The sequence below is a fragment of the Leisingera sp. ANG49 genome (assembly GCF_059694505.1).
The window spans coordinates 343,315-366,405 of record NZ_JCATZN010000002.1 but is presented as its reverse complement, the minus strand read 5'-3'; the positions used below and the strand labels follow the sequence as shown (position 1 = coordinate 366,405).

21 protein-coding genes are annotated in these 23,091 nt (G+C 66.8%); 12 read left to right on the top strand and 9 right to left on the bottom strand.

Annotated features, from left to right (window positions below; genetic code table 11):
- Positions 1 to 83: 83 nt before the first annotated feature.
- Positions 84 to 506, top strand: a complete 423-nt coding sequence (locus AC58NV_RS08140; RefSeq protein WP_497226679.1) for a group III truncated hemoglobin — start codon at positions 84 to 86, stop codon at positions 504 to 506.
- Positions 507 to 513: 7 nt separating this feature from the next.
- On the opposite strand, the gene AC58NV_RS08135 is transcribed toward AC58NV_RS08140, so the two are convergent.
- From AC58NV_RS08135 to AC58NV_RS08125, 3 genes are read right to left on the bottom strand one after another with little or no spacing between them, the layout of a single operon-like run.
- Positions 514 to 1,503, bottom strand: a complete 990-nt coding sequence (locus AC58NV_RS08135; protein ID WP_497226678.1) for a YcjF family protein — start codon at positions 1,501 to 1,503, stop codon at positions 514 to 516.
- Positions 1,500 to 1,955, bottom strand: coding sequence for a GNAT family N-acetyltransferase (locus AC58NV_RS08130; RefSeq protein ID WP_497226677.1), 456 nt, complete (start codon positions 1,953 to 1,955; stop codon positions 1,500 to 1,502). Before AC58NV_RS08130 ends, AC58NV_RS08135 begins: the two co-directional genes overlap by 4 nt.
- Positions 1,952 to 3,367 (bottom strand): YcjX family GTP-binding protein, encoded by a 1,416-nt coding sequence (locus tag AC58NV_RS08125; RefSeq protein WP_497226676.1) that lies wholly within the window; start codon positions 3,365 to 3,367, stop codon positions 1,952 to 1,954. The genes AC58NV_RS08130 and AC58NV_RS08125 overlap by 4 nt, the downstream gene beginning before the upstream one ends.
- A gap of 192 nt (positions 3,368 to 3,559) precedes the next feature.
- Here AC58NV_RS08125 and truA point away from each other — a divergent pair, with 192 nt between their 5' ends.
- The 3 genes from truA to AC58NV_RS08110 all read left to right on the top strand — a co-directional run bounded on the left by truA (position 3,560) and on the right by AC58NV_RS08110 (position 6,288).
- Entirely contained in the window at positions 3,560 to 4,327 is a 768-nt protein-coding gene (gene truA / locus AC58NV_RS08120; RefSeq protein WP_497226675.1) for a tRNA pseudouridine(38-40) synthase TruA, read from the top strand.
- A 196-nt stretch (positions 4,328 to 4,523) separates the two neighbouring features.
- A complete protein-coding gene (locus AC58NV_RS08115; protein WP_497226674.1) occupies positions 4,524 to 5,258 on the top strand; it encodes an NYN domain-containing protein in 735 nt (244 codons plus the stop codon).
- A gap of 94 nt (positions 5,259 to 5,352) precedes the next feature.
- Positions 5,353 to 6,288: a 2-hydroxyacid dehydrogenase gene (locus AC58NV_RS08110; RefSeq protein WP_497226673.1), complete on the top strand. Its 936-nt coding sequence runs from the start codon at positions 5,353 to 5,355 to the stop codon at positions 6,286 to 6,288.
- Between the two features lie 15 nt (positions 6,289 to 6,303).
- Here AC58NV_RS08110 and AC58NV_RS08105 read toward each other — a convergent pair whose 3' ends face one another.
- The 3 genes from AC58NV_RS08105 to AC58NV_RS08095 form a co-directional block, all read right to left on the bottom strand.
- The gene (locus tag AC58NV_RS08105) at positions 6,304 to 7,020 is read right to left on the bottom strand and encodes a flavodoxin family protein (protein ID WP_497226672.1); all 717 of its coding nucleotides are present in this window, start codon (positions 7,018 to 7,020) and stop codon (positions 6,304 to 6,306) included.
- A gap of 137 nt (positions 7,021 to 7,157) precedes the next feature.
- On the bottom strand, positions 7,158 to 7,517 hold the full coding sequence (gene gcvH, locus AC58NV_RS08100) for a glycine cleavage system protein GcvH (protein ID WP_039183528.1): 360 nt from the start codon (positions 7,515 to 7,517) through the stop codon (positions 7,158 to 7,160).
- A gap of 189 nt (positions 7,518 to 7,706) precedes the next feature.
- The gene (locus AC58NV_RS08095; RefSeq protein ID WP_497226671.1) at positions 7,707 to 9,155 is read right to left on the bottom strand and encodes a glutamine synthetase family protein; all 1,449 of its coding nucleotides are present in this window, start codon (positions 9,153 to 9,155) and stop codon (positions 7,707 to 7,709) included.
- Between the two features lie 213 nt (positions 9,156 to 9,368).
- Between AC58NV_RS08095 and AC58NV_RS08090 the strand changes: the two genes are divergently transcribed.
- The 3 genes from AC58NV_RS08090 (at position 9,369) to AC58NV_RS08080 (ending at position 11,646) form a co-directional block, all read left to right on the top strand.
- Complete coding sequence (locus AC58NV_RS08090; RefSeq protein WP_497226670.1) at positions 9,369 to 10,145, top strand: IclR family transcriptional regulator domain-containing protein; 777 nt, start codon at positions 9,369 to 9,371, stop codon at positions 10,143 to 10,145.
- A gap of 81 nt (positions 10,146 to 10,226) precedes the next feature.
- Positions 10,227 to 10,541, top strand: a complete 315-nt coding sequence (locus AC58NV_RS08085; protein WP_366661053.1) for a hypothetical protein — start codon at positions 10,227 to 10,229, stop codon at positions 10,539 to 10,541.
- Between the two features lie 121 nt (positions 10,542 to 10,662).
- Positions 10,663 to 11,646, top strand: coding sequence for a type I glyceraldehyde-3-phosphate dehydrogenase (locus AC58NV_RS08080; protein WP_497226669.1), 984 nt, complete (start codon positions 10,663 to 10,665; stop codon positions 11,644 to 11,646).
- 67 nt (positions 11,647 to 11,713) lie between these two features.
- Here AC58NV_RS08080 and AC58NV_RS08075 read toward each other — a convergent pair whose 3' ends face one another.
- Positions 11,714 to 12,310: a hypothetical protein gene (locus AC58NV_RS08075; RefSeq protein WP_497226668.1), complete on the bottom strand. Its 597-nt coding sequence runs from the start codon at positions 12,308 to 12,310 to the stop codon at positions 11,714 to 11,716.
- A gap of 73 nt (positions 12,311 to 12,383) precedes the next feature.
- Complete coding sequence (locus AC58NV_RS08070; RefSeq protein WP_497226667.1) at positions 12,384 to 12,686, bottom strand: hypothetical protein; 303 nt, start codon at positions 12,684 to 12,686, stop codon at positions 12,384 to 12,386.
- A gap of 433 nt (positions 12,687 to 13,119) precedes the next feature.
- On the opposite strand from AC58NV_RS08070, the gene AC58NV_RS08065 reads away from it, so the two are divergent.
- The 4 genes from AC58NV_RS08065 (at position 13,120) to AC58NV_RS08050 (ending at position 20,664) form a co-directional block, all read left to right on the top strand.
- Positions 13,120 to 14,922, top strand: a complete 1,803-nt coding sequence (locus tag AC58NV_RS08065; RefSeq protein WP_497226666.1) for an autotransporter assembly complex protein TamA — start codon at positions 13,120 to 13,122, stop codon at positions 14,920 to 14,922.
- A complete protein-coding gene (locus AC58NV_RS08060) occupies positions 14,919 to 18,548 on the top strand; it encodes a translocation/assembly module TamB domain-containing protein (RefSeq protein WP_497226665.1) in 3,630 nt (1,209 codons plus the stop codon). The genes AC58NV_RS08065 and AC58NV_RS08060 overlap by 4 nt, the downstream gene beginning before the upstream one ends.
- Positions 18,549 to 18,679: 131 nt before the next feature.
- The gene (locus AC58NV_RS08055) at positions 18,680 to 19,717 is read left to right on the top strand and encodes a glycosyltransferase family 2 protein (protein ID WP_497226664.1); all 1,038 of its coding nucleotides are present in this window, start codon (positions 18,680 to 18,682) and stop codon (positions 19,715 to 19,717) included.
- Positions 19,714 to 20,664, top strand: a complete 951-nt coding sequence (locus tag AC58NV_RS08050) for a glycosyltransferase family 2 protein (RefSeq protein ID WP_497226663.1) — start codon at positions 19,714 to 19,716, stop codon at positions 20,662 to 20,664. The genes AC58NV_RS08055 and AC58NV_RS08050 overlap by 4 nt, the downstream gene beginning before the upstream one ends.
- 7 nt (positions 20,665 to 20,671) lie before the next feature.
- Here the strand turns inward: AC58NV_RS08050 and AC58NV_RS08045 are convergent, their stop codons facing one another.
- Positions 20,672 to 21,424 (bottom strand): WecB/TagA/CpsF family glycosyltransferase, encoded by a 753-nt coding sequence (locus AC58NV_RS08045; protein ID WP_497226662.1) that lies wholly within the window; start codon positions 21,422 to 21,424, stop codon positions 20,672 to 20,674.
- 192 nt (positions 21,425 to 21,616) lie between these two features.
- Here AC58NV_RS08045 and AC58NV_RS08040 point away from each other — a divergent pair, with 192 nt between their 5' ends.
- Positions 21,617 to 23,080 carry a hypothetical protein gene (locus tag AC58NV_RS08040; protein WP_497226661.1) on the top strand — a complete coding sequence of 488 codons (1,464 nt, stop codon included), beginning with the start codon at positions 21,617 to 21,619 and terminating at the stop codon, positions 23,078 to 23,080.
- Positions 23,081 to 23,091: the final 11 nt, after the last annotated feature.

Here is a 23,091-nt window from a genome sequence, read left to right as displayed (position 1 = left end):
TGCGCTGCGGCAGATGCGCCTGCCCCCTTCCGCTGGCATGGCCTTCGCCTTATCTAGCGGGTGAAAGCAGACCGGAGCATCCGATGAGCGACACAGACACCGCAAACCCGCTGGCGCGGTTCGAGATCAGTGCAGAGGAGATTTCCCGCGTTGTAGCGGTCTTCTACGCCCGCGTGCGCGCGCACGGCGTGCTGGGGCCTGTCTTTGCCGCCCATGTCAGCGACTGGCCGGAGCATGAAGAGAAGATCGCAGGCTTCTGGCGCAATGCGATCCTGCGCGAGCGGAGTTACAGCGGCAATCCGATGCGGGTGCATGTCTCGCGGCCCGACGTGAAGGCAGAGCATTTCCCGCTGTGGCTGGGTCTGTTCCACCAGGTGCTGCGGGCGGAGCTGCCGGAGCGCACGGCGCTGCAATGGGGCGCCCTGGTCGACCGCATCGGCGAGGGTTTCCGCACCGGCGTCGTGGCGATGCGCCAGCCCAAGGACCAGCCACCGAAATTGTTCTGAGCGCCGCCTATTTTTCCTTTGAAAACAGACCCGTCAGCGCCCGCTGCACCACCTTTCGGGTGCTGGGCCGGTGCTGCGGCGAGAAGGGCATCGGGCGGCAGACCTCCATCGCGGCGATGCCGACGCGTGCTGACAGCGCGCCGTTGACCAGCCCCTCGCCAAAGCGGCGGGAGAGTTTTGACAGCACGGAGCCGCCCAGCACCGGCTCAAGCAGATCATCGCCCGCGGCCACCGCGCCGGTGGCGGCCAGATGTGCCAGCACCGCGCGGGTCAGCCGCCAGGAGCTGAAGAAACCGGGGCGGCCGCCATAGATCCCGGCCACGCGGCGGATCATGCGCAGCGAAGACACCAGCGCCGTCAGTATATCCGCCAGCGCCATCGGCACCAGCGCGGTCACTGTTGCGACCTGCCGGGCGGCGGCCTCCACCTCGCGCAGGGCCAGCGCGTCCAGCGGCACCAGGAGCTCTTCCTCTGCCAGCAGCAGCAAGGCGTCGCCGTCCATGATGTCCGCCTGGCGCTCCGCCAGCCGGGCCTGGTGCCAGCTCAGATCCACGCGCCCCTTGTAAGAGGCCTCCAGCCGGGCGGTGAAAGCGCGGGCCGAGGTAAGATCCGCAACCTCTGCCGCCTGATGCCTCAGGGCATCGACGCGGCGCAGCCGCGACAGCGCAGCCAGCTCGCGCAAGCCCATCGCCAGCGCCAGCAGCAGCAGAAGGGCCAGCCCGGCGCTGACGGCCCAGCCGAGCACCGGCACCCGGGCGATCAAGCCGGCGGCAAAGTCCCAGGCCGCGACCGAGGCGATGGCGCCAACCACCGCAATCAGCAGCGCCCAGAACCAGCGCGCCAGCCGCGACGGCCTGCGGGCGGCAATGCGGGCGGCCTGCTCCATTGCAGCCGGCGGGGCCGCCAGCATAGCCGGATCAGGGACCGGCAGCGCCTCCGCGACGGAGGGCGCCTCGGCCTCCTCCTCCAGATCAAACAGGACCGGTTTGTTGCTCATGCAGCGGCCTCCCGTGCTGCGCGCCATTCATAGGCGATGTCGGGCAGGCCTTCCTCGTTGTTCGTGCCGTCGCCGCGGCCGGTCTCGGAGAATCCTTCGCGCTGGTAGAACTTTTGCGCCCGTTCATTGGCCGTGAAAGTCCGCAAGATGAGCCGCGGCGCAGCCGCCTTGGCCGCATCCAGCAGCATCCTGCCTGCGCCCTGGCCGCAGGCACCGGGAGCAAGGTAGAGCGAGCAGACCTCCTCTTCCTTGCGGGCCAGAAACCCGAGGATCTGCCCGTCCCGTTCCGCCACAGTCACCCAGCCGCGATCAATCATGACGCCGCAGAAGAAGATCACTTCGGCGGAGGAATAGAGCTTGGGCATCCAAGCGGTATCCTGTTGAAACCGGTAGAGAATATCCCCAACCGTTCCGGCATCCAAAGGCGTGGCAGGGCGCAGGGACAGGGTCACAGGGCATCTCCGATCAGGAAGTCTGCGGCGCGGTCCAGGCGGATGTGCGGCGGGCCGCTGCCGTGTTTCAGGGTAAGCGGCGCGGGCGCAAAGGCCATCGCCTGATAGTCGCCCTCCAGCCAGCGTTCAGCTCCCTGCCGCGCAGGGGTCAGCAGCTGGGCTGGGTCCTCGGGCAGCGCGCCGGGGTAAAAGGCCGCCTGTTTGCCGGTCTCCAGCAGAGTGCCGCGCACGCAGGGCAGCTCGGTCCCGTTGTGGGAACGCATCTCCTCGGTGGTGGTGCGCAGCGAAGCCATAGCCAGCGCCGCGGTCTCTGCGCCGGCAAAGCGGGCGCGGTCCTGCGCCTCGCGGGTCAGGGCCTCGATGACGGCGGTCATCTGCGGGTGCTGGGCGTGGTGCAGGTGGTCGGCCTTGGTCGCGGCAAAGAGAATCTTCTCCACCCGCTTTCCGCCCAGGAGCCGGGTCAGGAAATGGTTGCGGCCCGGTTTGAAGGCGCTGAGGATATCGGTCATCGCATGGCGCAGGTCCTCTACCGCCTGCGGGCCGGAATGGATTGCCGAGAGCGCATCCACCAGCACCACCTGGCGGTCGATGCGGGCGAAGTGGTCGCGGAAGAAGGGTTTGACGACCTTGGATTTATAGGCCTCGTAGCGCCGATCCATTTCGCGCCACAGGCTGCCCCGCGGGGCGCTGCCGTCCTGCGGCAGGGGGGCGAAGGTCAGCACCGGCGAGCCTTCCAGATCGCCGGGCAGCAGGAAGCGCCCCGGGGTGCAATCATAGAACCCCGCCGCGCGGGCGGAGGCCAAGTAGTCCGTGAAGGCGGCGGCAAGCGCTTGGGCTTGCGGTTCGTCATGTGTCCCTGCGGGGACAACCTTGGATTGTTCAGCCAAAAATCGGGCCGCCTGCGGGCGGGTGGCTATCCGGGCAAGCACATCGGCAGACCACTCGGCGTAGGTTTTGTCCAGCAAGGCCAGATCCAGCAGCCACTCGCCCGGGTAGTCGACAATATCCAGGTGCAGCGTGCGCGACCCCTGAAGGCCTGCCAGCAGGCCGGCGGGCCGCACCTTCAGGCTGAGACGCAGCTCTGACACCGCCCTTGTGCTGTCCGGCCAATGGGGTGACGGCCCAGTCAGCGCCGCGAGGTGGTTTTCATAGTCGAACCGCGGCACGGTGTCGTCGGGCTGGGGCTGCAGGAAGGCGGCCTCGATCCGTCCTTCGCGCGCGGCGTTCAGCTGCAGCATCCGGCCCCGGTCCATCAGGTTGGCGACAAGGGAGGTGATGAACACAGTCTTGCCGGAGCGTGCGAGCCCGGTGACGCCCAGCCGCAAGGGCCGGTCGAACAGCGCCGAGGAGAGTCCGCTGGCGGCGCTCTCCACCCCGCTTATCACCCCGTCTGCAAGGGAGGTTATCACCAAGGCCCTGATCCTGCTCTGTTCTTGCTGCTGACAAGATAGGCAGCATGCCGCCGGGATACCAGCCGCAGCCGCGGCAAGCGCTTGCGTTCATAACATGCTGGTGCCGGTGATCCACAACCTCGGCCGTCCGCAACGGAGCATCTCCGCACGCGGGACTTGCCCCGGCCCGGCCCTGTTGCTAGTTGCCCGGCCATGCCGCGTTTTGCTTTGAAAGTCGAATACCACGGGAAGCCTTTTGCCGGCTGGCAAAGGCAGAAGGACCTGCCGTCCGTGCAGAGTGCGATCGAGGCTGCGCTGGCGCGGCTGGAGCCGGGGGAGCACACCATTGCCGCCGCCGGGCGCACGGATACCGGTGTGCATGCGCTGGGACAGGTGGCGCATTGCGACCTGGCCAAGGAGTGGGACCCGTTCCGCCTGTCGGAGGCGCTGAACTACCACCTGAAGCCCGATCCGGTGGCCATCGTGGACTGCGCGCGGGTCGCGGACAACTGGCACGCCCGGTTCTCAGCCGTGGAGCGGCAGTATCTGTTCCGCATCCTGATCCGCCGCGCACCGGCCACCCATGACGCGGGGCAGGTCTGGCAGCTGAGCCATGATCTGGATGCAGACGCCATGCAGGAGGCCGCCAACTATCTGATCGGCAACCATGATTTCACCACCTTCCGCTCTTCGATCTGCCAGGCGGCCAGCCCGGTCAAGACGCTGGACGAGCTGACGGTGGAGCGGGTGCAGGGCTTCTCCGGACCGGAAATCCATTTCCACGTCCGCGCCCGCAGCTTCCTGCACAATCAGGTGCGCAGCTTTGTCGGCACGCTGGAGCGGGTCGGCGCCGGGGCCTGGGAACCTGCCGATGTGAAAGCCGCGCTGGAGGCCTGCGACCGGGCGGCCTGCGGTCCGGTCTGCCCGGGCCATGGCCTTTATCTGGCGCGTGTAGGCTATCCGGACGATCCGTTCGTCTGAGCCCGGAATTCAGGGGAGGGGGTTGGCATCGGTACACCCCCTGTGCACCCCCTGTGCACCGGGCGGCTGCCACACCCCTGCCATTCTATCGCCACACCCTTCCATCACACTTACGCAGGACCTGACGAACCGGCAGCTTCCCTGCGGCGGCACCGCGCGCCGCGGGCTGCCCAATAACACGAGGCAGAGACCCCGCATGCCAGCCACGACCAAACCGCCCCTTCTGGCCGTCCTGATCGACGCCGACAATATCTCCGCCAAATACGCCGAGGCGATGTTCGAGGAAATCGCCTCCCTCGGCGAGGCCAGCATCCGCCGCATTTATGGCGATTTCGCCGGCGGCGGGCCGCAGGGCTGGAACAAGGAGAAGCTGGCGGCGCTGGCGATTGTCCCGCATCAGCAGTTTGCCAATACCACCGGCAAGAACGCCTCTGATATCGCGCTGGTGATCGACGCGATGGACATCCTGCATTCGGGCCGCTTCGACGGCTTTGTGCTGATTTCCTCGGACAGCGATTTCACCCGGCTGGCCAGCCGCATCCGCGAACAGGGGGTGGATGTGTTCGGCATGGGCATGCGCAAGACGCCGGCCGCATTCGTGCAGGCCTGCAAGCGGTTCATCTATGTGGAGAACCTGCTGGAGGAGCCGGCAAAGACCAAGCCGAAACCCAAGAAGGAAGAGAGCAACGGCAATGCGCCGGCGGAGCTGGCGGACCCGACCAAACTGGTGGTGCGGGCAATGGATGCGATCGGCCAGGAGGACGAATGGTTCACCCTGGGCCAGATCGGCCAGTATATCACCGCGGCGTTTCCGGATTTCGACACCCGCAGCTATGGCAAGCGCAAGCTGAGTGAGCTGATTGCCACGCTGAAACTGTTTGAGACCAAGCGCGGCGAGGGCAACCAGATCCTGGTGCGCCGCCTGGACTGACCCTGGGCTGCAGCCAGGGCAGAAACCGGCTTCCTCTTTGGCGCAAACCGTGGCTTAGTCCGGCAAAAGGGACGCGGCGACGGGAGGAGCGCGCATGGCAATGCTGATCAGCATCGGCCACGACGGCTGGTACACCGAGGAACAGATGGCGGAACAGCTGCGGGCGATGGCGCCCGGCGCAGATATCCGGCCCGTCTCAGACCCCGGCAATCTGGAAGACATTACCGTGCTGGCGGTTTCCGCGCTGAAGGGTGATCTGCCTGAACAGCTGCCGAACCTGCAACTGGTGCAGAAACTGGGCGCCGGGGTGGATACCATCGTGGCGCACCCCAGCCTGGCACCGCATGTGCGGGTGGCCCGGCTGAGACCGCTGGAGCCTGCGCATGAGATTGCGGAGTACTGCCTGGCCTATGTGCTGCGCGGCCAGCGCAACATGGCGGCGCACGCGGCCTCGCAGTCCCGCAGCGCCTGGGAGCCGCTGGCGCCGGGACGACCGGCGGAAACCACCGTCGGCGTGCTGGGGCTGGGCCATATCGGCGGCATGACCGCGCAGCTGCTGCGGGACATGCGGTTCCGGGTGCTGGGCTGGAGCCGCTCGCCCAAGGAGATCAAAGGCGTCGACTGCCGCAACGGCGAAGCGGCGCTGCACCAGATGCTGGGCGAATGCGATTACGTCTGTTCGATTCTGCCCTCCACCCCCGCCACCCGCGGGCTGATGAATGCGGAAACGCTGGCGGCGATGAAGCCGGGCGCCACGCTGATCAATGCGGGCCGCGGCGATCTGGTGGATGAACCGGCGCTGCTGGCAGCGCTGGGCAAGGGCACGCCCGGCCATGCGGTGCTGGATGTGGTGAGCCGGGAGCCGCTGCCCGCGGACAACCCGCTGTGGGCGCACCCGCAAGTCACCATCACCCCGCATGTCTCCGGCTGGCATCTGGGCGACGCGCTGAAGGACGTGGTGGAGAACCTGCGGCGGCTGGAAGCGGACGAAGAGCTGCTGCACGAAGTGGACCGTGAGCGGGGGTATTGAGCGCCGACCGGACGGCTATGACCGGTAGTCCGGGTTTTCATAGTCGAACCGGCAGCCCGCGGACCATGCGTTGCGGTCGTTGCCCTCGTTCGGATAGCCGCCCGCATCGCGCAGCATTGCGGCCAGGTGCATCAGGTTCCAGGTCATGATCGTGGTGTTTCGCTGGGTGAACTCGTTTTCGAAACCGGCGGGCTTGCCCTCCACCTCGTCGCCATAGGACGGCCCCGGACCGGCCTCGCCGATCCAGCCGCAATCGGCCTGCGGCGGGATGGTGAAGCCCAGATGGCTGAGCGCATAGCAGATCGTCATCGCAGTGTGCTTGATGCCGTCCTCATTGCCGGTGATGACCGTGCCACCGGTCTTGCCGTAATAGATCGACTGGCCCTTGTCGTTCAGTTCACCGCTCATCCCGTACAGGCGCTCGATCAGGATGCGGCAGACTGAACTTTCCTCGCCCAGCCAAAGCGGGGTGCCGATCACCAGGATCTGTGCCGCCTTCACCTTTTCCCAGATCGCAGGCCAGTCGTCGCGGTCCCAGCCCTGTTCCGTCATGTCCGGGTAGACGCCCGGCGGCACCTGGTGGTCGAGCATATGCAGATGCTCCGCCTTGACGCCGTTCTTGTCCATGATGGCGGAGGATGCCTCCATCAGCAGGCGGGTGTGGCTTTTGCTGCCGTCCTTTTTCAGCGATGTGTTGATGAAAAGGGCCTTGAGCCCCGAAAATCCGGTCATGGCGCGCCTCCTGCTGAGCGCGGGCGTTTGGCGATGACCGGATGGTAGCCCGCACCCGGCGGGTGCATAGGGCATTGGCGGGATCGTGATCGCCGCAGTGCTGGGCCTGCCGCAAGAGCCGCGGCAGGCGGGAAATATCAGCCGATGAAGTCCTTGTAGCCGGCCTCATCCATGTAGTCGTCCATCGGCGACAGGTCCGACGGTTTGATTTTGAAGAACCAGGCGTCGCCCTCGGCGTCCTCGTTCACCTTGCCGGGGTCGTCGGCCAGCGCCTCGTTCACCTCGACGATCTCGCCGTCCAGCGGGGCCAGGATGTCAGAGGCCGCCTTGACCGATTCAATCACCACGATCTCGTCATCCTTGGAGACCTCGGTGCCCGGCTCGGGCAGTTCGACATAGACCACCTCGCCCAGCTGCTCAGCCGCGTGGGCGGTGATGCCGACGGTGATCAGGTCGCCCTCGGGCAGCAGCCACTCGTGTTCCTCAGTGTATTTCATGGGGGTGTTTTCCTTCGAAGAGGCGTCGGGTTTCAATGTCTCAGGCCGCCGGAAATGGCGCCGCGGATGGCAAGGGGCAGCCCCTCGCATACGCGGGTATACGGTATCAACGGGCGGGGCTGGCGATCAAGACGGCAATCCCGGATCGGATAGGTTTTTTTGAGCATCGCGCGGCTGCCCCGCGGGAGTTCAGAACAGGTTGAAATACTCCGCCTGCTCCCATTCGCTGACGGTATCCAGGTAGCGTTCCCATTCGAAGGTCTTGAGCTGCAGCAGGTAATCGGCGGTCTCCGCGCCCAGCGCTTCGCGGCAGAGGGCTGAGCCTGCAAAGCCCTCCAGCGCCTGGCCGAGGGAGCGCGGCAGGCGCGCGGCGTCTTCGCTGTAGGGCGACAGGGTGGGTTTCGGCGCCTCCAGCCCCTCCCTGATCCCGGCGGCGCCTGCGATGATCTGGGCGGCGAGCGCGTAATAGGGGTTGGCGGAGCTGTCGGGGGCACGGTTTTCGATCCGGCTGGCGGGGTCGCCGGGATGCATCAGCGCGCGCAGCATGGCGCCGCGGTTGTCCTCGCCCCAGCCGATGCGGTTCGGGGCCAGCTGGAACGGCAGGTAGCGTTTGTAGCTGTTCACCGTAGGCGCGATCAGCAGGGAGGTTTCGGACGCGTACTTCAAGAGGCCGGCCATCCAGGCGCTGGCAGGCGGGGTCAGCATCCCGGCGGTTTCCGGCATGAACAGGTTGCGGCCCGTCGCCAGGTCCTGCAGCGACTGATGGACGTGCCAGCCGTTGGCCATGGCGTTATCGAGCCGCGGCTTGGCCATGAAGCTGGCGTGCAGGCCGTTCCTTGCGCAGACCTCCTTGACCATGGTGCGGAACATCACCATCGCGTCGGCCTGGGCCATGGCGCCGTCGGGGGCAAAGGTGAACTCGACCTGGCTGGGGCCCATCTCGATTTCCACCGACCGCACCGGCAGGCCGAGTTTCTGGGCATTGCGGCGCAACAGGTCGAGAATGCCCTCAACCTCGCCATAGCGGGTTTCGGTGAGGTACTGGTAGCCCTGGGTCAGGTTGCGGGTCTGCACCGGGGCACCCGGCCGGGTGGCCTGGGCGTGGGCGGCGGGCTTGTCCGCCAGCTCAAACAGGTGAAACTCCACCTCCAGCCCGAAGGTGGCGGCCATGCCCTGCGCCGCCAGCATTTCCACCTGCTGCTGCAGCACAGCGCAGGGGGCAAAGGGGATGGGCCGGCCGTCCGGGTAGACCGGCGTGCAGAAGATCCAGGCGGAATGGCCGGACCAGGGCAGCGCGCGCCAGGTCTCCGGGCGCGGCACCAGCAGCACGTCGCCCGCCCCCTGCATCGGGCCGGTCAGACCCGTGCCGTCCTCCCACACCGGAAAGGCGGTGCGGTGCGAGGTGTCCTTGAGCAGCAGGGTTGCGGGCACGTTTAGGCCGCGGTCGAAGACGGAGGCAAAGGCTTCCGCCATCACCGTTTTGCCGCGCAACAGCCCATGCTGGTCCGGGAACAGCACCCGCACCGTTTCGATCCCGTCGAACTGCGCGCGGGAGGTGATCTCCGCTGCCTTGCGGCAGTCCTCGGGTGTCAGCAGCCCCAAGCGGGCTAGTTTGCCGGATGTGAAATCTTCTGCCATGGGCGGCCTCGTCGTGCGGAGTTGATTGAAATTGCACCGGAAATGCCCCGCCGTCCAGCCGGCGGAGTTTTTTGCCGCAACCCCTTGCGTATTCTGGATATTGCGGTGCCTTTGCGACTTGACAGCGTTCGCAAAGCGAACATTGTAGCCAGCATTCGCACAAAGCGGCTGCTGGCAGCGGCGTTTTCAGGATCAGGACGGGGCGGCTTCGGCATGACAACGGCAGAACAGGACAGGAATATTTCGTCGAGCTTTGCCAAGGGGCTGGCGGTTCTGGCGGTGTTTGATGCGGAAACCCCCAGCATGACCCTGGCCGAGATCGCCCGGCGCACCGGCCAGGACCGGGCCACCGCCCGCAGGGGCGCGCTCACATTGGTGCAGGCAGGCTATCTGCGTCAGGACGGGCGGATGCTGTCCTTGACCCCGCGGGTGCTGGCACTGGCGGGCGGGTTCCTGCAGGCCAACCAGTTCGGCCGCCGGGTGCAGCCGGTGCTGAACCGCCATGCCCGGCAGATGCAGATCGAGGTGACGCTGGCGATGCTGGACCAGGGCCGGGTTCTGCTGCTGGCGCAATCCACCGTCGACCACGGCCATATCACCTATGGCTTCACCGCCGGCTCCCGCATTCCGCTGGCGCACACCAGCCTGGGACGGATGCTGCTGGCCGGGCTGCCGGAGGAAAAGGCGGCAGCGGTGCTGGCAGAAGCGGAAATCCCGCACCACACCAGCCAGTCGCTGACCGATCCCGCCGCCATTCTGGAGCGCGTCACGGAGGCGCGGGAGCAGGGCTATTGCCTGACGGACAGCGAGTTCGAGGCCGGGATCACCGGCTATGCGGTGCCGGTGTCGCGGCCCGGCCAGACGCCGATCGTGGCGGGCTGCTCCGCGCCGCGGGGGTCGCAGCCGGAGGCGGATGCCGAGCGGCTGCTGCGCGGCCTGCAGCTGTGCGCGGCAGAGCTGCGCCAGGCGGAAGCGGTGGACCACCTCTGACGCACCGGGCCGGAATCCCGTCCTTGCAAAGCCCCGGCCCTGCGCTAGGCTGAGGCCAGTGATTTCCGCAGGAGCATTTCGATGATGAAACAGACTGCATTGGCGGCAGCCCTTTGCGCCGCGCTGGCCCCGGCTGCCGGGGCCAAGGGTGTGGAAGGCAAGCAAGTTACTGTGCTGGGCCGCGACTGGGTGGTGGCGCCGGTGGAGGACGCCCCGGGCCGCTACAGCGCCACCCGGATGAACCGGGAGCACCTGGCCTTCCGCCCGCCCGCGGTGCTGACGGCGCGCCAAGCGGTCCGCGCCATCCGCACGGCCACCGGCTGCAGCGTCAATCTGGACACAATGGTGCGCAATATCACCGGCACCTATTACGCGCAGGTCATCTGCCGCAAATAGGAACAGCTTTGGCGGATCCGCGGTTTTGACGCATTAATCTGAAACATCCTCTTGGAAAATGTGATCATTTTCCCGGCAGCGGCGGATTGAGCGGCACCGGCGCGCCTGCCATAGATTGCGCATGAAACTTGCTATCAACGGATTCGGCCGCATCGGCCGCGCCATCCTGCGCCAGATTCTGACCACACCGCGCGGCGACGGCATCGAGGTGGTGCGGATCAACGATATCGCGCCCTTGGACATGGCCGCCTATCTGTTCCAGTACGACAGCACCTTCGGCCCCTTCGCGCATCCGGTCGAGCATGGCAATGATGCGCTGCAGGTGATGGGGCGCAGCATTCCGGTCAGCCATGAGCCCGACCTGACCAAGGTGGACCTGTCGGGTGTCGATCTGGTGCTGGAATGCACCGGCATCGCCCGCACTTCGGATGTGGCAGAGCGCGGGCTGAAGGCGGGGGCCGCCAAGGTGCTGATCTCCGGCCCCTCCCCCGCGGCTGAGCTGACCATGGTGCTGGGCGCCAACGAGGAAGGTTTGGGGGATACCCGGATTGTCTCCAACGCCTCCTGCACCACCAATGCGCTGACGCCGCTGGTCAAGCTGCTGGACCAGATCGCCGGCATCGACACCGCGCACATGACGACGATCCATTGCTACACCAACTCGCAGCCGATGGTGGATGCGCCGCGGGGCGATTTCGCCCGCTCGCGCGGCGGCGCGCAGTCGATGGTGCCGACCACCACTTCTGCCATGCATCTGATCGACGAGGTGCTGCCGCATCTGAAGGGCCGCGTCAGCGGCGCCGCGGTGCGGGTGCCGACCGCGAGCGTTTCGGCGGTGGACCTGGTGGCGCATCTGAAAACCCCGATGAGCGAGGCGGACTTCACTGCCGCCCTGCGCGAAGGGGTGGCGGCCTCCAGGGTGATTGGCTGGACCGATATGCCGCTGGTCTCCTCCGACCTGCGCGCGCGGACGGAATCGCTGGTGATTGCCGGACCGGAAACCCGCATGGCCGGCGAGCAGCAGGTGCGGGTGTTCGGCTGGTACGACAATGAATGGGGCTTTTCCGCCCGGATGCTGGATGTGGCGCGGCTGATGGCGGGGTAAGCCCTGCAACTGACCGCTGTCCTCCCTGCAAGACCCGCCGCCGGCGGGCCCAGGGTCAGGACCCTGTCTATTCCTGCGGATGCCGCCCCTGGGCCGCCAAGCGCAGCCAGCGGAAGATCAGTGTCAGCGCCAGCATGCAGACCGCGAGGCCGATCAGGTCGCCCGCGGCATAAACCGCCATCACCGGCAGCTGATCGCCAGGAAAGATCAGGCCCGAAAACACAACCGACTGCCCCGCCGAATTGATCAGGGAGGCCAGCGCGCCGACCGCCAGCAGGCTGGTCCAGGCAACCCGCCGCGATTGGCCGGCATACAGTTTCCTGCCGAACAGCCCGGCAATTTCAAAGGCCGCAAAGGCCGAAAACGCGCCGACGGCGATGGATTCCAGCAGCACCGGCTCCATCAGTTGGCGCACATTGGCGTCGGTGAACATCAGCTCTGACAGGAAGGCGCCCGCAGCCAGCGGCAGCACCGCGCGCCAGCCCAGCAGCCAGACAGCCAGCACCCGCACCCCGTGCGGCAGATAGACAAGGCTGGCAAAGACCGTCACCTCCGGCAGGAACATCCCCTGCACAGGCGTAACCACCCAGGCGGTCAGCCCGTGGCAGATGACATAAACAGCGGTAATTACCGCAAAACTCTGGAAATCAGCCAGACGCTGCAAAACTCGTATCATGATGCCCGTTTAGACAGCATATTCAAAACCTGCAATCAGATGATTGCGCGGCCGGGCACCGTCATTTTGCCGCAGGATCGAAACTCACCACATAGTGTTTGGCTTTGCTGCCCCCGGCCCGTTTGATCAGCCCCAGTTCCAGCAGCGATTTCAGGGTGCGGTGGAAGGTGGCCTGGGCCAGCCCCTTGACCAGCCGGTGATTGCGGATCTGTTCGGACTGCACCGGCTCCCCCGGTGTTTCGGTAAGTGCGTTGGCAGCCAGCAAAACATCCCGCTCAGACCGGCTCAGCCGGTCCAGGCCAAGATCACGCTCCATCTGGTGAAGCATGTCGCGAAGTTCGAATATTGGTTTCAACCGGTCCAAAACCGCTCTCCCGGATCCTCAATACCTGCACCCCGGTCCGTCCCGGGTGAAATGATACCACGCAACTTTATCAAACTGACAATTATATGGACAGTAAAATCATGCGTGGTATCATTCCAGTCAGGCTGGCTGCTTTGTGAGTGGTGGCTGCGCCTGACGTTGCTCTTGTTCTTTGTTAAACAGTAACAGCTCCGGCGGGTTTGCCCGCTGGAGCTGAATTAATCTAGCACATATCCCCTTCAGCTTTCCAATGCTCATTGCCTGCGGGCCGGCAGGGCGGGCTCGTGCGCGGCAATCCGCCGCTGCGCCAGACCGGCGGATTGCCGCCGCTTTGCCGGTTCCATCCTGCAATTTCCCCGTGCTAGGCTCATCCCCAAGCGCCTGCGCCCTGCCGGGTTCAGGCGGATTTTTTACGCCCGCTGCCGGAGCAGACATGCATTTTCCCTTCCGCCCCCGCCACTTGGCGTGCGCCCTTGCTTTCAGCCTCATTCCCCTGCTTCCGCCTGCCGGCCTGGCGGCGGACACGACGCTGGCAGCGCCTGGTGCTGACGCCGGGCTGGCGGACCGGCTGCGCGGCGCCTCGGCCTCAATTGCGGCCAGCGGCGAGACCAACGTGCAGGAACTGCTGGCGGCGGCGCTGTCGGATTACCGGACGCTGGTGCAGGTGCTTTATGATGCAGGGCATTTCTCGCCGGTGGTGAACATCCGTCTGGACGGGCGCGAGGCGGCGCTGATCCAGCCTCTGAACCCGCCGAAAAGCGTCCAGAAAGTCGAGATTACCGTAAAAGCCGGCCCGCAGTTTGCCTTTGGCAGGGCTGAACTGGCGCCATTCCCGCAGAACAGCGATGTCGGGATCCCCGAAGGGTTTGCCCCCGGCAAACCGGCCGGCACCGGCGTGATCCGTGATGCCGCCATTGCGGGCGTCCGCGCCTGGCGCCGCAGCGGCCATGCCAAAGCCGAGGTGGCGGACCAGAACATCACCGCCAACCACCTGCAAGCGCGGCTGGACGCTGAGCTGCGCCTGGCGCCAGGGCCGAGGCTGCGGTTCGGACAGATGCGGATCACCGGCGACAGCAATGTGCGCGAGGAGGCCATCCGCCGCATCGCGGGCTTCCCGGCCGGGGAGGAGTTCCATCCCGACCTGATCGCCAAATCCGCCACCCGGCTGCGCCGCACCGGCACGTTCTCCAGCGTGGTCCTGCGCGAGGCGGAGCAGCCGAACCCGGACGGCACCCTGGATTTCGTGGCGCAGGTGGAGGACCTGCCGCCGCGCCGCCTGACCTTCGGCGCCGAGGTCAGCTCTTCCGACGGGCTGGAGCTGTCGGGCAGCTGGATGCACCGCAACCTGTTCGGCAACGCCGAGAAACTGCGGATCGAAGCGCGCATCAGCGGCATCGGCAGCAGCAACGACATCGACGGGCGCGTCGCAGTGCGGCTGGACCGGCCTGCAAAGCTGGGGCCTGACGATATGATCTTTTACCTGGCCGAGGCAGAACGGCTGGACGAAGAGCATTACGCTGCCACCCGCATGTTTGGCGCCATCGGCGCGCGGCGGACGTTTTCGGATACATTCTTTGCCGAGGCGGCCCTGGGCGTGTCCTCGATCCTGGCCGAGGACGTGTTCGGCAAGCGCCGCTTCAAATACGTGGCAGGCCGCATCCGCGCCGAATATGACGCCCGCGACAGCCGCGTGAACCCCACCACCGGCTACTTTCTGCAGGGCGCCGCCACACCGTTCATCGGCTTTGACGGCAGCAAGTCCGGCCTGCAGATGAAGGGGGACGCGCGCGCCTATTACGGGCTGGGCGCGGAGGACCGGATCGTGCTGGCGGGCCGTGTGCAGCTGGGTTCTGTGGTGGGGCCGTCTCTTAGCGAAATCTCCCCCACCCTCTTGTTCTTCTCCGGCGGCGCGGGCACCGTGCGCGGGCACGAGTATCAGTCGCTGGGGGTGCCGGCAGGCGGCGGCACCGCGGGCGGTCGCAGCTTTGCGGCGCTGTCCGCCGAGGTTAGGGGCAAGGTCACCGACAAGATTTCCCTGGTGGGCTTTTACGACCTCGGCTTTGTCGATGCGGACAGCTTTGTTTCCGGCTCCTCCGCGCGCCATTCGGGCGCCGGCCTCGGCCTGCGCTATGATGTGGCGGGCATCGGCCCGATCCGGCTCGACCTTGCCTATCCGGTGGACGGCGGCAGCGAGGACGGGCTGCAATTCTATATCGGGATAGGACAGGCGTTTTGAAACAGGTTCTTGGCTATACGCTCGCTCTGGGCCTGACGGTCCTGCCGGCCGCGGCGCAGGAGACCACCGAGGAAGACGCCGGCGGGCTGCTGGTTGATTTCCTGGAGGACACCCTGTCCGGCGACAGCCGCTATATCAGTGTGTCGGGGCTGGAGGGCGCATTCTCCTCTGAGGCCAAGATCAGGAAGATCACCGTGGCCGACGAGAATGGCATCTGGCTGACCGTCGAGGGTGCGGTGCTGGACTGGAACCGGCTGGAGCTGCTGCGCGGGCGGTTCTCGGTCAATGAGCTGTCGGCGGAACGCATAGCGGTGGAACGCGCACCCGAACCGCTGCCGCCGGACCCGGAGCTGCCGGAGGCCGAGACCACGCCTTTTGCGCTGCCCGAACTGCCGGTAGCAATCGAGCTGGGCCAGATCAAGGCCGCCCGGATCGAGCTCGGCGAAGGGCTCACGGGCGCCGCGGCCAGCCTGCGGGTCGACGGCGCGCTGAAGCTTGCGGACGGCGCGTTGGACACCAGGCTGGAGGCAGCGCGGCTGGACAAGCCCGGCGACCATCTGCGGCTGGAAGCCCGCTATGCCAATGAAACCCAGCAGATCACTCTGGATCTGTCGGCCGATGAGGCGGCGGGCGGGCTGATCTCGCGCGGGCTGGACCTGCCCGGCAACCCCGGCCTGCAGCTGACCGCCAAGGGCAGCGGCCCGGTCACGGATTTCGCCGCCGACATCACCTTCAGCACCAATGGCACCGAACGCCTTGGCGGCCAGGTGGTGCTGGCGGCCCGCCCCCTGCCCCATGATGCCGCCCCCGAGACACCGCGCGACATTGCGTTCTCCGCCGACCTGGGCGGCAATATTGATGTGCTGCTGCCACCGGTGCACCGCCCGTTCTTCGGCCCCGGCCTGCGCCTGAACGTGAAGGGGCTGCGCGAAGGCAGCGGCGCGATGACGCTGGACACGCTGGTCTTGCGCACCAATGCGCTGCGGATCACCGGCGCCGCGGCGCTGGATGCGGGCGGCAAGCTGGCCACCGCCAACCTGAAAACCGCAATCACCCCGCCAGCAGGCCAGGCAGCGGTCACCCTGCCCGTCGGCGGCGGCCAGACCACGCTCGCCAAGGCGGACCTGCAGCTGCAAAAGACCCTCGAAGGCCGATGGGTGCTGGACGGGGTTCTGAACCAGCTGAGCCACCCCGGCGCGCTGGTGGACACCGCCGAAATCACGGGCCGCGGCACGTTGGACCAGAGCAGCGGCTTTGCGCTGGAGGGCCGGCTGACGGCCGGCCTCAGCGGTTTCCAGCCCCGCGACCCGGCGCTGGCCAAGGCCACCGGCAACGAGATCCGCTTTGAAGGCACCCTCAGCACCGATGGGCCCGGCGCGCTGCACATCACGGACATGGAGCTGCGCGGCAGCGACTATCAGGCCGCGGGCGATGTGGCCTTTGACGGGCTGGAAGAGGGCCTGAAGGTCAGCGGCGATCTGACGGCTGAGGCAGAGGATCTGGGCCGCTTTTCCGGTCTGGCGGGGCGTCCGCTGGGCGGTGGCGTGCAGGCAGCAGTCAAAGGGTCCTTCACCCCGCTGACCAGCGGGTTCGACACTGATCTGTCGCTGCAGGCGCAGGACCTGTCGGCGGGCATTGCCAAGGCGGATGAGCTGCTGGCAGGCACCACCACGCTGGCGCTGAAGGCCGCGCGCGATGAAAACGGCATTGCCATTGACCAATTCAACCTGACCGGCAGCGCGCTGGAGGCCACGGCCAAGGGCACGCTGAACAACCAGGCCGGGCAGCTGGATATCACCGCCCGTCTGAACCGGCTGGAAATGCTGGTGCCGCAGGCGCCCGGCACACTGGAGCTGGCCACCACCCTCAGCCGGACAGGCGACACGTTCAGCGGCCTGGCCGAGCTGAAGGGGCCGCACACCTCCAGCGCCAAGCTGGACGGGTCGGTGACGCTTGCGGGGGACGCCGATTTCACCTTTGCCGCGGCCTGGAACGAGCTGGAACGCTTTGTGCCGCAGCTGGCCGGCAGGCTGAGCGCCGAGGGCACCGCAGAGCGGCGCAGCGGCGAATGGCAGGCCAACATCGAGGCGGCCGGGCCTGCCGGAATTGCAGTGAAGACCGAGGCCCGTTTCACGGAAAGCAACGGCAGCACCGATCTGAAGTTCGACGCAGTGATGGCGGAGCTGCAGAGGCTGGTGCCTGACCTGCCCGGTCGGCTTGCCGCGACCGGCACCGCAACCCGGCGCGACGGCACCTGGACCGTGGACAGCACCGCCAGCGGCCCGGCGGGCATCGACAGCCGCATCGAAGGCAGCTGGAACGAGGCCAAGGGCACCGCCGATGTGACCGCCAGGGGCACCCTGCGTCTGGAGGGGCTCAATCCGTTCATTTCGCCCAACCTCATGCAAGGGGCTGCGAATTTCGACATGGCCCTGCGCGGCGTTCCAGCGCTGGACGGGGTCAGCGGCACCATCTCCGTGCCAAGTGCCTCCATTGCCATCCCGGCGGCGGCGCAGCGGGTGGATGATATCAACGCGACAGTCTCCATCACCAGTTCCAGCGCACAGGTGCAGCTCTCGGCCCGCCCGCGCGACGGCGGCACGGTACGGATCAGCGGCCCGGTGGGGCTGCTGCCACCGTTCAACGGCGACCTGCAGATCGCCATCGGCGATGTGGTGGTCACCGACCACCTGTCCTATGAAACCCTGCTGAACGGCAGCCTGGCGATGTCCGGCGCGATGGCGGGCAGCAACCGGATTGCCGGCCAGATCAATGTGGGCGAGACCAATATCAACCTAAACACGGCGGGCGGTTCGGTCTCCTCAGCGCCGATCCCGCCGATCCGCCATGCGGGCGCCCCGCGCGAGGTGCGCCAAACGCTCGCCCGAGCCGGGCTGACCGGCAATGGCAGCGGCGGCGCAGGCGGCTCCGGCAGGACCGACCTCGATATCGTGATCAGCGCACCGTCGCGGATCTTTGCCCGCGGCCGCGGCCTGCGGTCCGAACTCGGCGGCCAGATCCATCTGCGCGGCACCACCGCGCGGCCCTCCCCCTCCGGCCAGATCAGCCTGATCCGCGGCACTTTTGACATCCTCGGGCGGCGGCTGGAGCTGGACGAAGGCCGGATCACCCTCTTGGGCGACCTGAAACCCTATCTGGAGTTCAAGTCCACCGCCGCCACCGAACAGGGCACCGCGACGCTGGAAATCTCCGGCCGGGTCGACGCGCCGGAGATCAAGGTGACCTCCGACCCGCCGCGCCCCAGCGAAGAGGCGCTGGCGCTTTTGCTGTTCGGCGACAATATCGGGGATATCTCGCCGCTAGCGCTGGCGCGGCTGGCCGGCTCAGCGCTGACCCTCAGCGGCCGCGGCGGCGGCGCCCAGAGCAAGCTGCGCCAGGCCACCGGTGCGGATGATGTGGATATCGGCGCCGACAACCTGGGCACCGGGCAGCTGGGGCTGGGCGGCTATGTGGCGGAAAACGTCTATACCGATTTCAACGTCAACACCCAAGGCGACAGCGAGCTGAGCATCAACCTGGACATCACCAAAAGCCTGACGGTTCAGGGCACGGTGGACAGCGAGGGAGAGACCGGCGTCGGCCTGTTTTTCAAGCGGGACTACTGACGGCACAGCAGCAAGTGTCTTCCGGCGCCTTTTGCCATTGTAAATGACGCTGAGCGGCCGGCACTTGCAGACGATGCCGGATGCCTGCAAGCTGGCCGCAGATTTCCGGGCAGGCGCAGAACGGAGGCGCAGTGGGCAGATCATTCACCCAAAGGCTGGCGAACCGCGCCAGCCGCATGGCGCATCACGCCAGGTTCCGGGCCTCACTTGGCCATCTGCACGGGCCGGCCCGCTGCTTTGCCGCGCCCGATCAGGTGGTGCTGATTGCCCTGGTGCGCGACGGCGCCTATTACCTAGATGTGTTTTTCGAGCACTACCGGCGGCTTGGCGTCTCTGCCTTCGTGTTCTTCGACAACGGCTCTGCCGACGGCACAATCGAACGGATCCGGCAGGAGCCGGACACCGCGCTGCTGCACTCCCCCCTGCCCTGGCTGGACTATGAAAACACCTTCCGCGCCTTTGCGGCAGACCGTTACGGCCGGGACCGCTGGTGCCTGTTTGCCGACATGGATGAGCTGTTCGAGTTCGAGGGCAGCGAAACGGCAGGGCTTGCCGGGCTGACCCGTTTTCTGGCGCGGCAGGGATACACCGCCCTGCAGGCAGAAATGCTGGAGATGTTTCCCAAAGGCCCGCTGGCCGGCGCACGCGGGCTTTCCTACGCAGAAGCGGTGCAGAGCTTCCGCTTCTCGGACATCAGCGCGGTGCGGGCTGTCGAATACACGTCGGAGGACACCGGGTTTGCTTATTATCTGCACCAGAACTCGCTGCCGCCCGGCGGCGCGCAGATGCTGTTCGGCGGGGTGCGCGGCAAGGTCTTCGGCGAAAACTGCTGCCTCAGCAAGCACCCCCTGGTGTTCAACGGCCCCGGCGTGCAGGCAGCAGTGCATCCGCATGCCTCAGCCGGGGTGCGGGTTGCGGATTTCGAAGGGCTGATCCGCCACTACAAATTTGCCGGCGATAACCTGGCCCGGGATCTGCAGATCCAGGCCGAAACGGTCTCCCAGCACGGAGAGGACCGCCAGCGCAGCAATGCGATGCAGGCGCAGCCGAAGCTCAGCCTGTGGTCGGCGTACGCGGCCGAGGACGCCGGGATTGCGGAGCTGCAGCGCCAAGGTTTCCTGCGCGGGTCGCCCCAGTACCGGGCCTACCTTGCCGGGGCGGCCGCATGAGCGCCGCCCCCATCGCCGCCGTGGTTATTGGCCGCAACGAAGGGGAGCGGCTGATCCGCTGCCTGCGATCCTTGCAAGGCCAGGTGCAGCAGCTGGTCTATGTCGACAGCGGCTCCACGGACGGATCGGCAGCTGCAGCACGGGAAATGGACGCCGCAGTAGTGGACCTGGACCTGAGCCAGCCGTTCACCGCCGCCCGCGCCCGCAACGCCGGGCTGGCAGCGCTGGAGCCCGGGATCGAGTTTGTGCAATTCGTGGATGGCGACTGCGAGGTGGACCCGGGCTGGATCGCCACCGCCTCGGATTTCCTGCAAGCGCACCCCAAGGCCGCGGTGGCCTGCGGACGGCGGCGGGAGCGGTTCCCTGAGGTGTCCGTCTACAACCGGCTGTGCGATGCGGAATGGGACACGCCCGTTGGCGAGGCAACAGACTGCGGCGGCGACGCGCTGATGCGGGTGGCGGCGGTCTATACCGCGGGCGGCTACCGCGAGGGGCTGATCGCCGGCGAGGAGCCGGAATTGTGCCTGCGCCTGCGCCGGGCCGGCTGGCAGGTCTGGCGGCTGGAGGCGGAGATGACCCTGCATGACGCGCAGATGCTGCGCTTCGGCCAATGGTGGAACCGCAGCCGCCGCGCAGGCCATGCCTTTGCCGAAGGTGCGGCGCTGCACGGCGCCGGGCCGGAGCGCCATTGGGTTGCGGAGACCCGCCGCGCGCTGCTGTGGGGCGCTGTCCTGCCTGCCGTCATCCTGATGGGTGGGCTGCTCAACCCCTCTCTGTCGCAGGCGGCGCTGATCTACCCGGCCCAGGTTCTGCGCCTGTCCCGCCGGATGGGGTTTGAACACGCGCTGTTCACGGTGCTGGGAAAATTCGCCGAAGCCGCCGGAGCGCTGGAGTTTTACTGGCGCCGCTGGCGCGGCAGCGCCCGCGGCATACTGGAGTACAAATAGCCTGCCGTTAGCGCGCCCGGATGCGCCAGGCCGTGCGGATCTGCCCGGGCAAAATAGCCAGGCATTTCGCGTAACGCGGCAGCAGCCGCTTGGGGCTGGACAGCGCCCGCCACAGCCACTCCATCGCAACCGCACGGACCCACGCCGGCGCGCGTTTCTGGTGGCCGCCGAGAAAATCCAGCCCGGCCCCTACCGAGGCAAAGCCGGCCGCGGGCGCCAGCTTGCGGCCGCGCTGCGCGAACCGCTCCTGCTTGGGGGCGCCCAGCGCCAGGAAACACAGGCAGGGACCGGTTTCATCCAGCCGGTGCAGGATCTGATCCGCTTCGCCGCCGTCGGGATCGAAGCTGCCGGAGGGGGCATGGGTCCAAGCGATCTCCAGCCCCGGCACCGCCGCCGTCAGAGCGGCTTCGGCATCCTGCAGCGCCGCTTCCGTGCTGCCCGCCAGCACCACCGGCACACCCGCACCGGCGGCCAGGCGGCACAGCGGCAGCACCATGTCGGAGCCCGGCATCAGCTCCACCGGGCGCCGCGCAATCCGCGACAGCCAGACGATGGGGCGGCCATCCGCCACCACCAGATCCTGTGCCTGGTAGGCGGAAAGGAACGCTGCCGACGCCTCCATCTTGACCAGGTGATCCAGGTTCACCGTGGCCAGCGCAAAGCCCTGCCCCGCCTTGAACCGGGCACGGATCTCTGCCTCCAGCTGGGTGCGCGAGGGCATGTTCACCGCAACCCTGCGGCCGTGAAATTCAAAAAACATGGCACTCCCCGGTTGCGTTCCGCTCCCTGATACCGCCGCGGCCCTGGCCAGGCCAGTCCGCCGGACACGGGACGGCGGCCAGCGTGGCAAAGCTGCACACTGTTAACCTGTTGTTGCAAATCCGCGCGACAGCGCTGCCTGCAACAGGTAAAGTTTGACACAAATACCGGGGAACTGAGGGAGCACGGGGCTTTGCCCAACGCGTTGGCCTATCTGATGCTGCTGGCCTGGCCGCTGGCCAGCCTGATCCTGTTCCGGCGCCTGCCGCTGGAGCGGGCAATTCTGTGGTGCATCATCGCGGGCTACCTGCTGCTGCCGCCGCTGGCCGAGTTCGATCTGCCTCTGGTGCCGGACATGGACAAGTTCGCGATCCCCTCGGTGATGGCCTTTGTGCTGTGCGTCTTGCTGCTGCGCAGGCCGGTGCCGCTGCTGCCGCGGCACCCTGCGGTACGGGTGCTGGTGCTGTTGTTTGTGTTCGGGGTCATCCCCACCGTGCTGACCAACGGCGAGCCGATTCTGTTCCGCAAAATCGCCAATTCCGACCCGATCATCTTTCTGACCGATCAGCTGCCCGGCCTGCGCTGGCGCGACCTTGGCTCCGTGATCATCAACCAGGTGATCGTGCTGATCCCCTTTCTGCTGGCCCGCCGGTATCTCTCCACCCCCGAAGCCCAGCGCGCGCTGCTGCTGGCGCTGATGATCGGCGGGCTGGTCTATTCCATCCCGTCGCTGATCGAGATCCGCTTCAGCCCGCAGATCAATGTCTGGGTCTACGGCTTCTTCCAGCATGACTTCAGCCAGATGATGCGCCAGGGCGGATTCCGTCCCATCGTGTTCCTGCCCCATGCGCTGTGGCTTGCCTTCTTCATGATGTCGGCGCTGCTGGCGGCCACCGCACTGGCTCGTACCGCCGCGGGCGGGGACCGCGTCCGGCTGGCACTGGCAGCGGGATACCTGTTTGCGGTGCTGGTGCTGTGCAAGAGCCTGGCTTCGCTCGCCTATGCGCTGGCCTTTGTGCCGGTGGTTGCGCTGGCGCCGCTGCGCTGGCAGCTGCGCGCGGCTCTGCTGCTGGCGCTGATCGCGGTGGTCTATCCGATGCTGCGCAACGCCGGGCTGGTGCCGACAGAGGAGCTGGTGGCCCAAGCCGGGACGATCAACGCCGAGCGGGCGCATTCGCTGAACTACCGTTTTGAGAACGAAGCCCAGATGCTGGCCCGCGCCGCCGAGAAACCCTGGTTCGGCTGGGGCGGCTGGGGCCGCAACCTGGTCCGGCATGAGGAAACCGGGCAGATCCTGTCGATCCCGGACGGGCGCTGGATCATCGTCTTCGGCACCTTCGGCTGGCTCGGCTATATCGCCGAGATGGGTCTGCTGGCGGCACCGCTGGTGCTGCTGGCCTATGCTGAAGGCCGCGCACCCGCCGGCAGTGTGTCGCCCTATGCCGCCCCGGTTGCGCTGATCCTGGCCGCCACCATGGTCGACATGCTGCTGAACGCCACTCTGATCCCGATAACCTGGATGTGCGCTGGTTCGGTTCTGGGCTACGCCGAGAGGCTGCTCTACCCCGACTTGTTCCGCGCAAAACCTGCACTATTCGGCGGTGCGCAGGCGCTGATGCCTGACACCGCCGGGCCAAACGGGCGCAGCATCCTGTGATGCCGTAATTT

What these genes read in the sequence shown, in the direction of transcription:
- AC58NV_RS08140 (WP_497226679.1), top strand. Translation starts at nt 84, where the DNA reads ATGAGCGACACAGACACCGCAAACCCGCTGGCGCGGTTCGAGATCAGT.
- AC58NV_RS08135 (WP_497226678.1), bottom strand. Translation starts at nt 1,503, where the DNA reads ATGAGCAACAAACCGGTCCTGTTTGATCTGGAGGAGGAGGCCGAGGCG.
- truA (WP_497226675.1), top strand. Translation starts at nt 3,560, where the DNA reads ATGCCGCGTTTTGCTTTGAAAGTCGAATACCACGGGAAGCCTTTTGCC.
- AC58NV_RS08115 (WP_497226674.1), top strand. Translation starts at nt 4,524, where the DNA reads ATGCCAGCCACGACCAAACCGCCCCTTCTGGCCGTCCTGATCGACGCC.
- AC58NV_RS08110 (WP_497226673.1), top strand. Translation starts at nt 5,353, where the DNA reads ATGGCAATGCTGATCAGCATCGGCCACGACGGCTGGTACACCGAGGAA.
- AC58NV_RS08105 (WP_497226672.1), bottom strand. Translation starts at nt 7,020, where the DNA reads ATGACCGGATTTTCGGGGCTCAAGGCCCTTTTCATCAACACATCGCTG.
- gcvH (WP_039183528.1), bottom strand. Translation starts at nt 7,517, where the DNA reads ATGAAATACACTGAGGAACACGAGTGGCTGCTGCCCGAGGGCGACCTG.
- AC58NV_RS08095 (WP_497226671.1), bottom strand. Translation starts at nt 9,155, where the DNA reads ATGGCAGAAGATTTCACATCCGGCAAACTAGCCCGCTTGGGGCTGCTG.
- AC58NV_RS08090 (WP_497226670.1), top strand. Translation starts at nt 9,369, where the DNA reads ATGACAACGGCAGAACAGGACAGGAATATTTCGTCGAGCTTTGCCAAG.
- AC58NV_RS08085 (WP_366661053.1), top strand. Translation starts at nt 10,227, where the DNA reads ATGATGAAACAGACTGCATTGGCGGCAGCCCTTTGCGCCGCGCTGGCC.
- AC58NV_RS08080 (WP_497226669.1), top strand. Translation starts at nt 10,663, where the DNA reads ATGAAACTTGCTATCAACGGATTCGGCCGCATCGGCCGCGCCATCCTG.
- AC58NV_RS08065 (WP_497226666.1), top strand. Translation starts at nt 13,120, where the DNA reads ATGCATTTTCCCTTCCGCCCCCGCCACTTGGCGTGCGCCCTTGCTTTC.
- AC58NV_RS08050 (WP_497226663.1), top strand. Translation starts at nt 19,714, where the DNA reads ATGAGCGCCGCCCCCATCGCCGCCGTGGTTATTGGCCGCAACGAAGGG.
- AC58NV_RS08045 (WP_497226662.1), bottom strand. Translation starts at nt 21,424, where the DNA reads ATGTTTTTTGAATTTCACGGCCGCAGGGTTGCGGTGAACATGCCCTCG.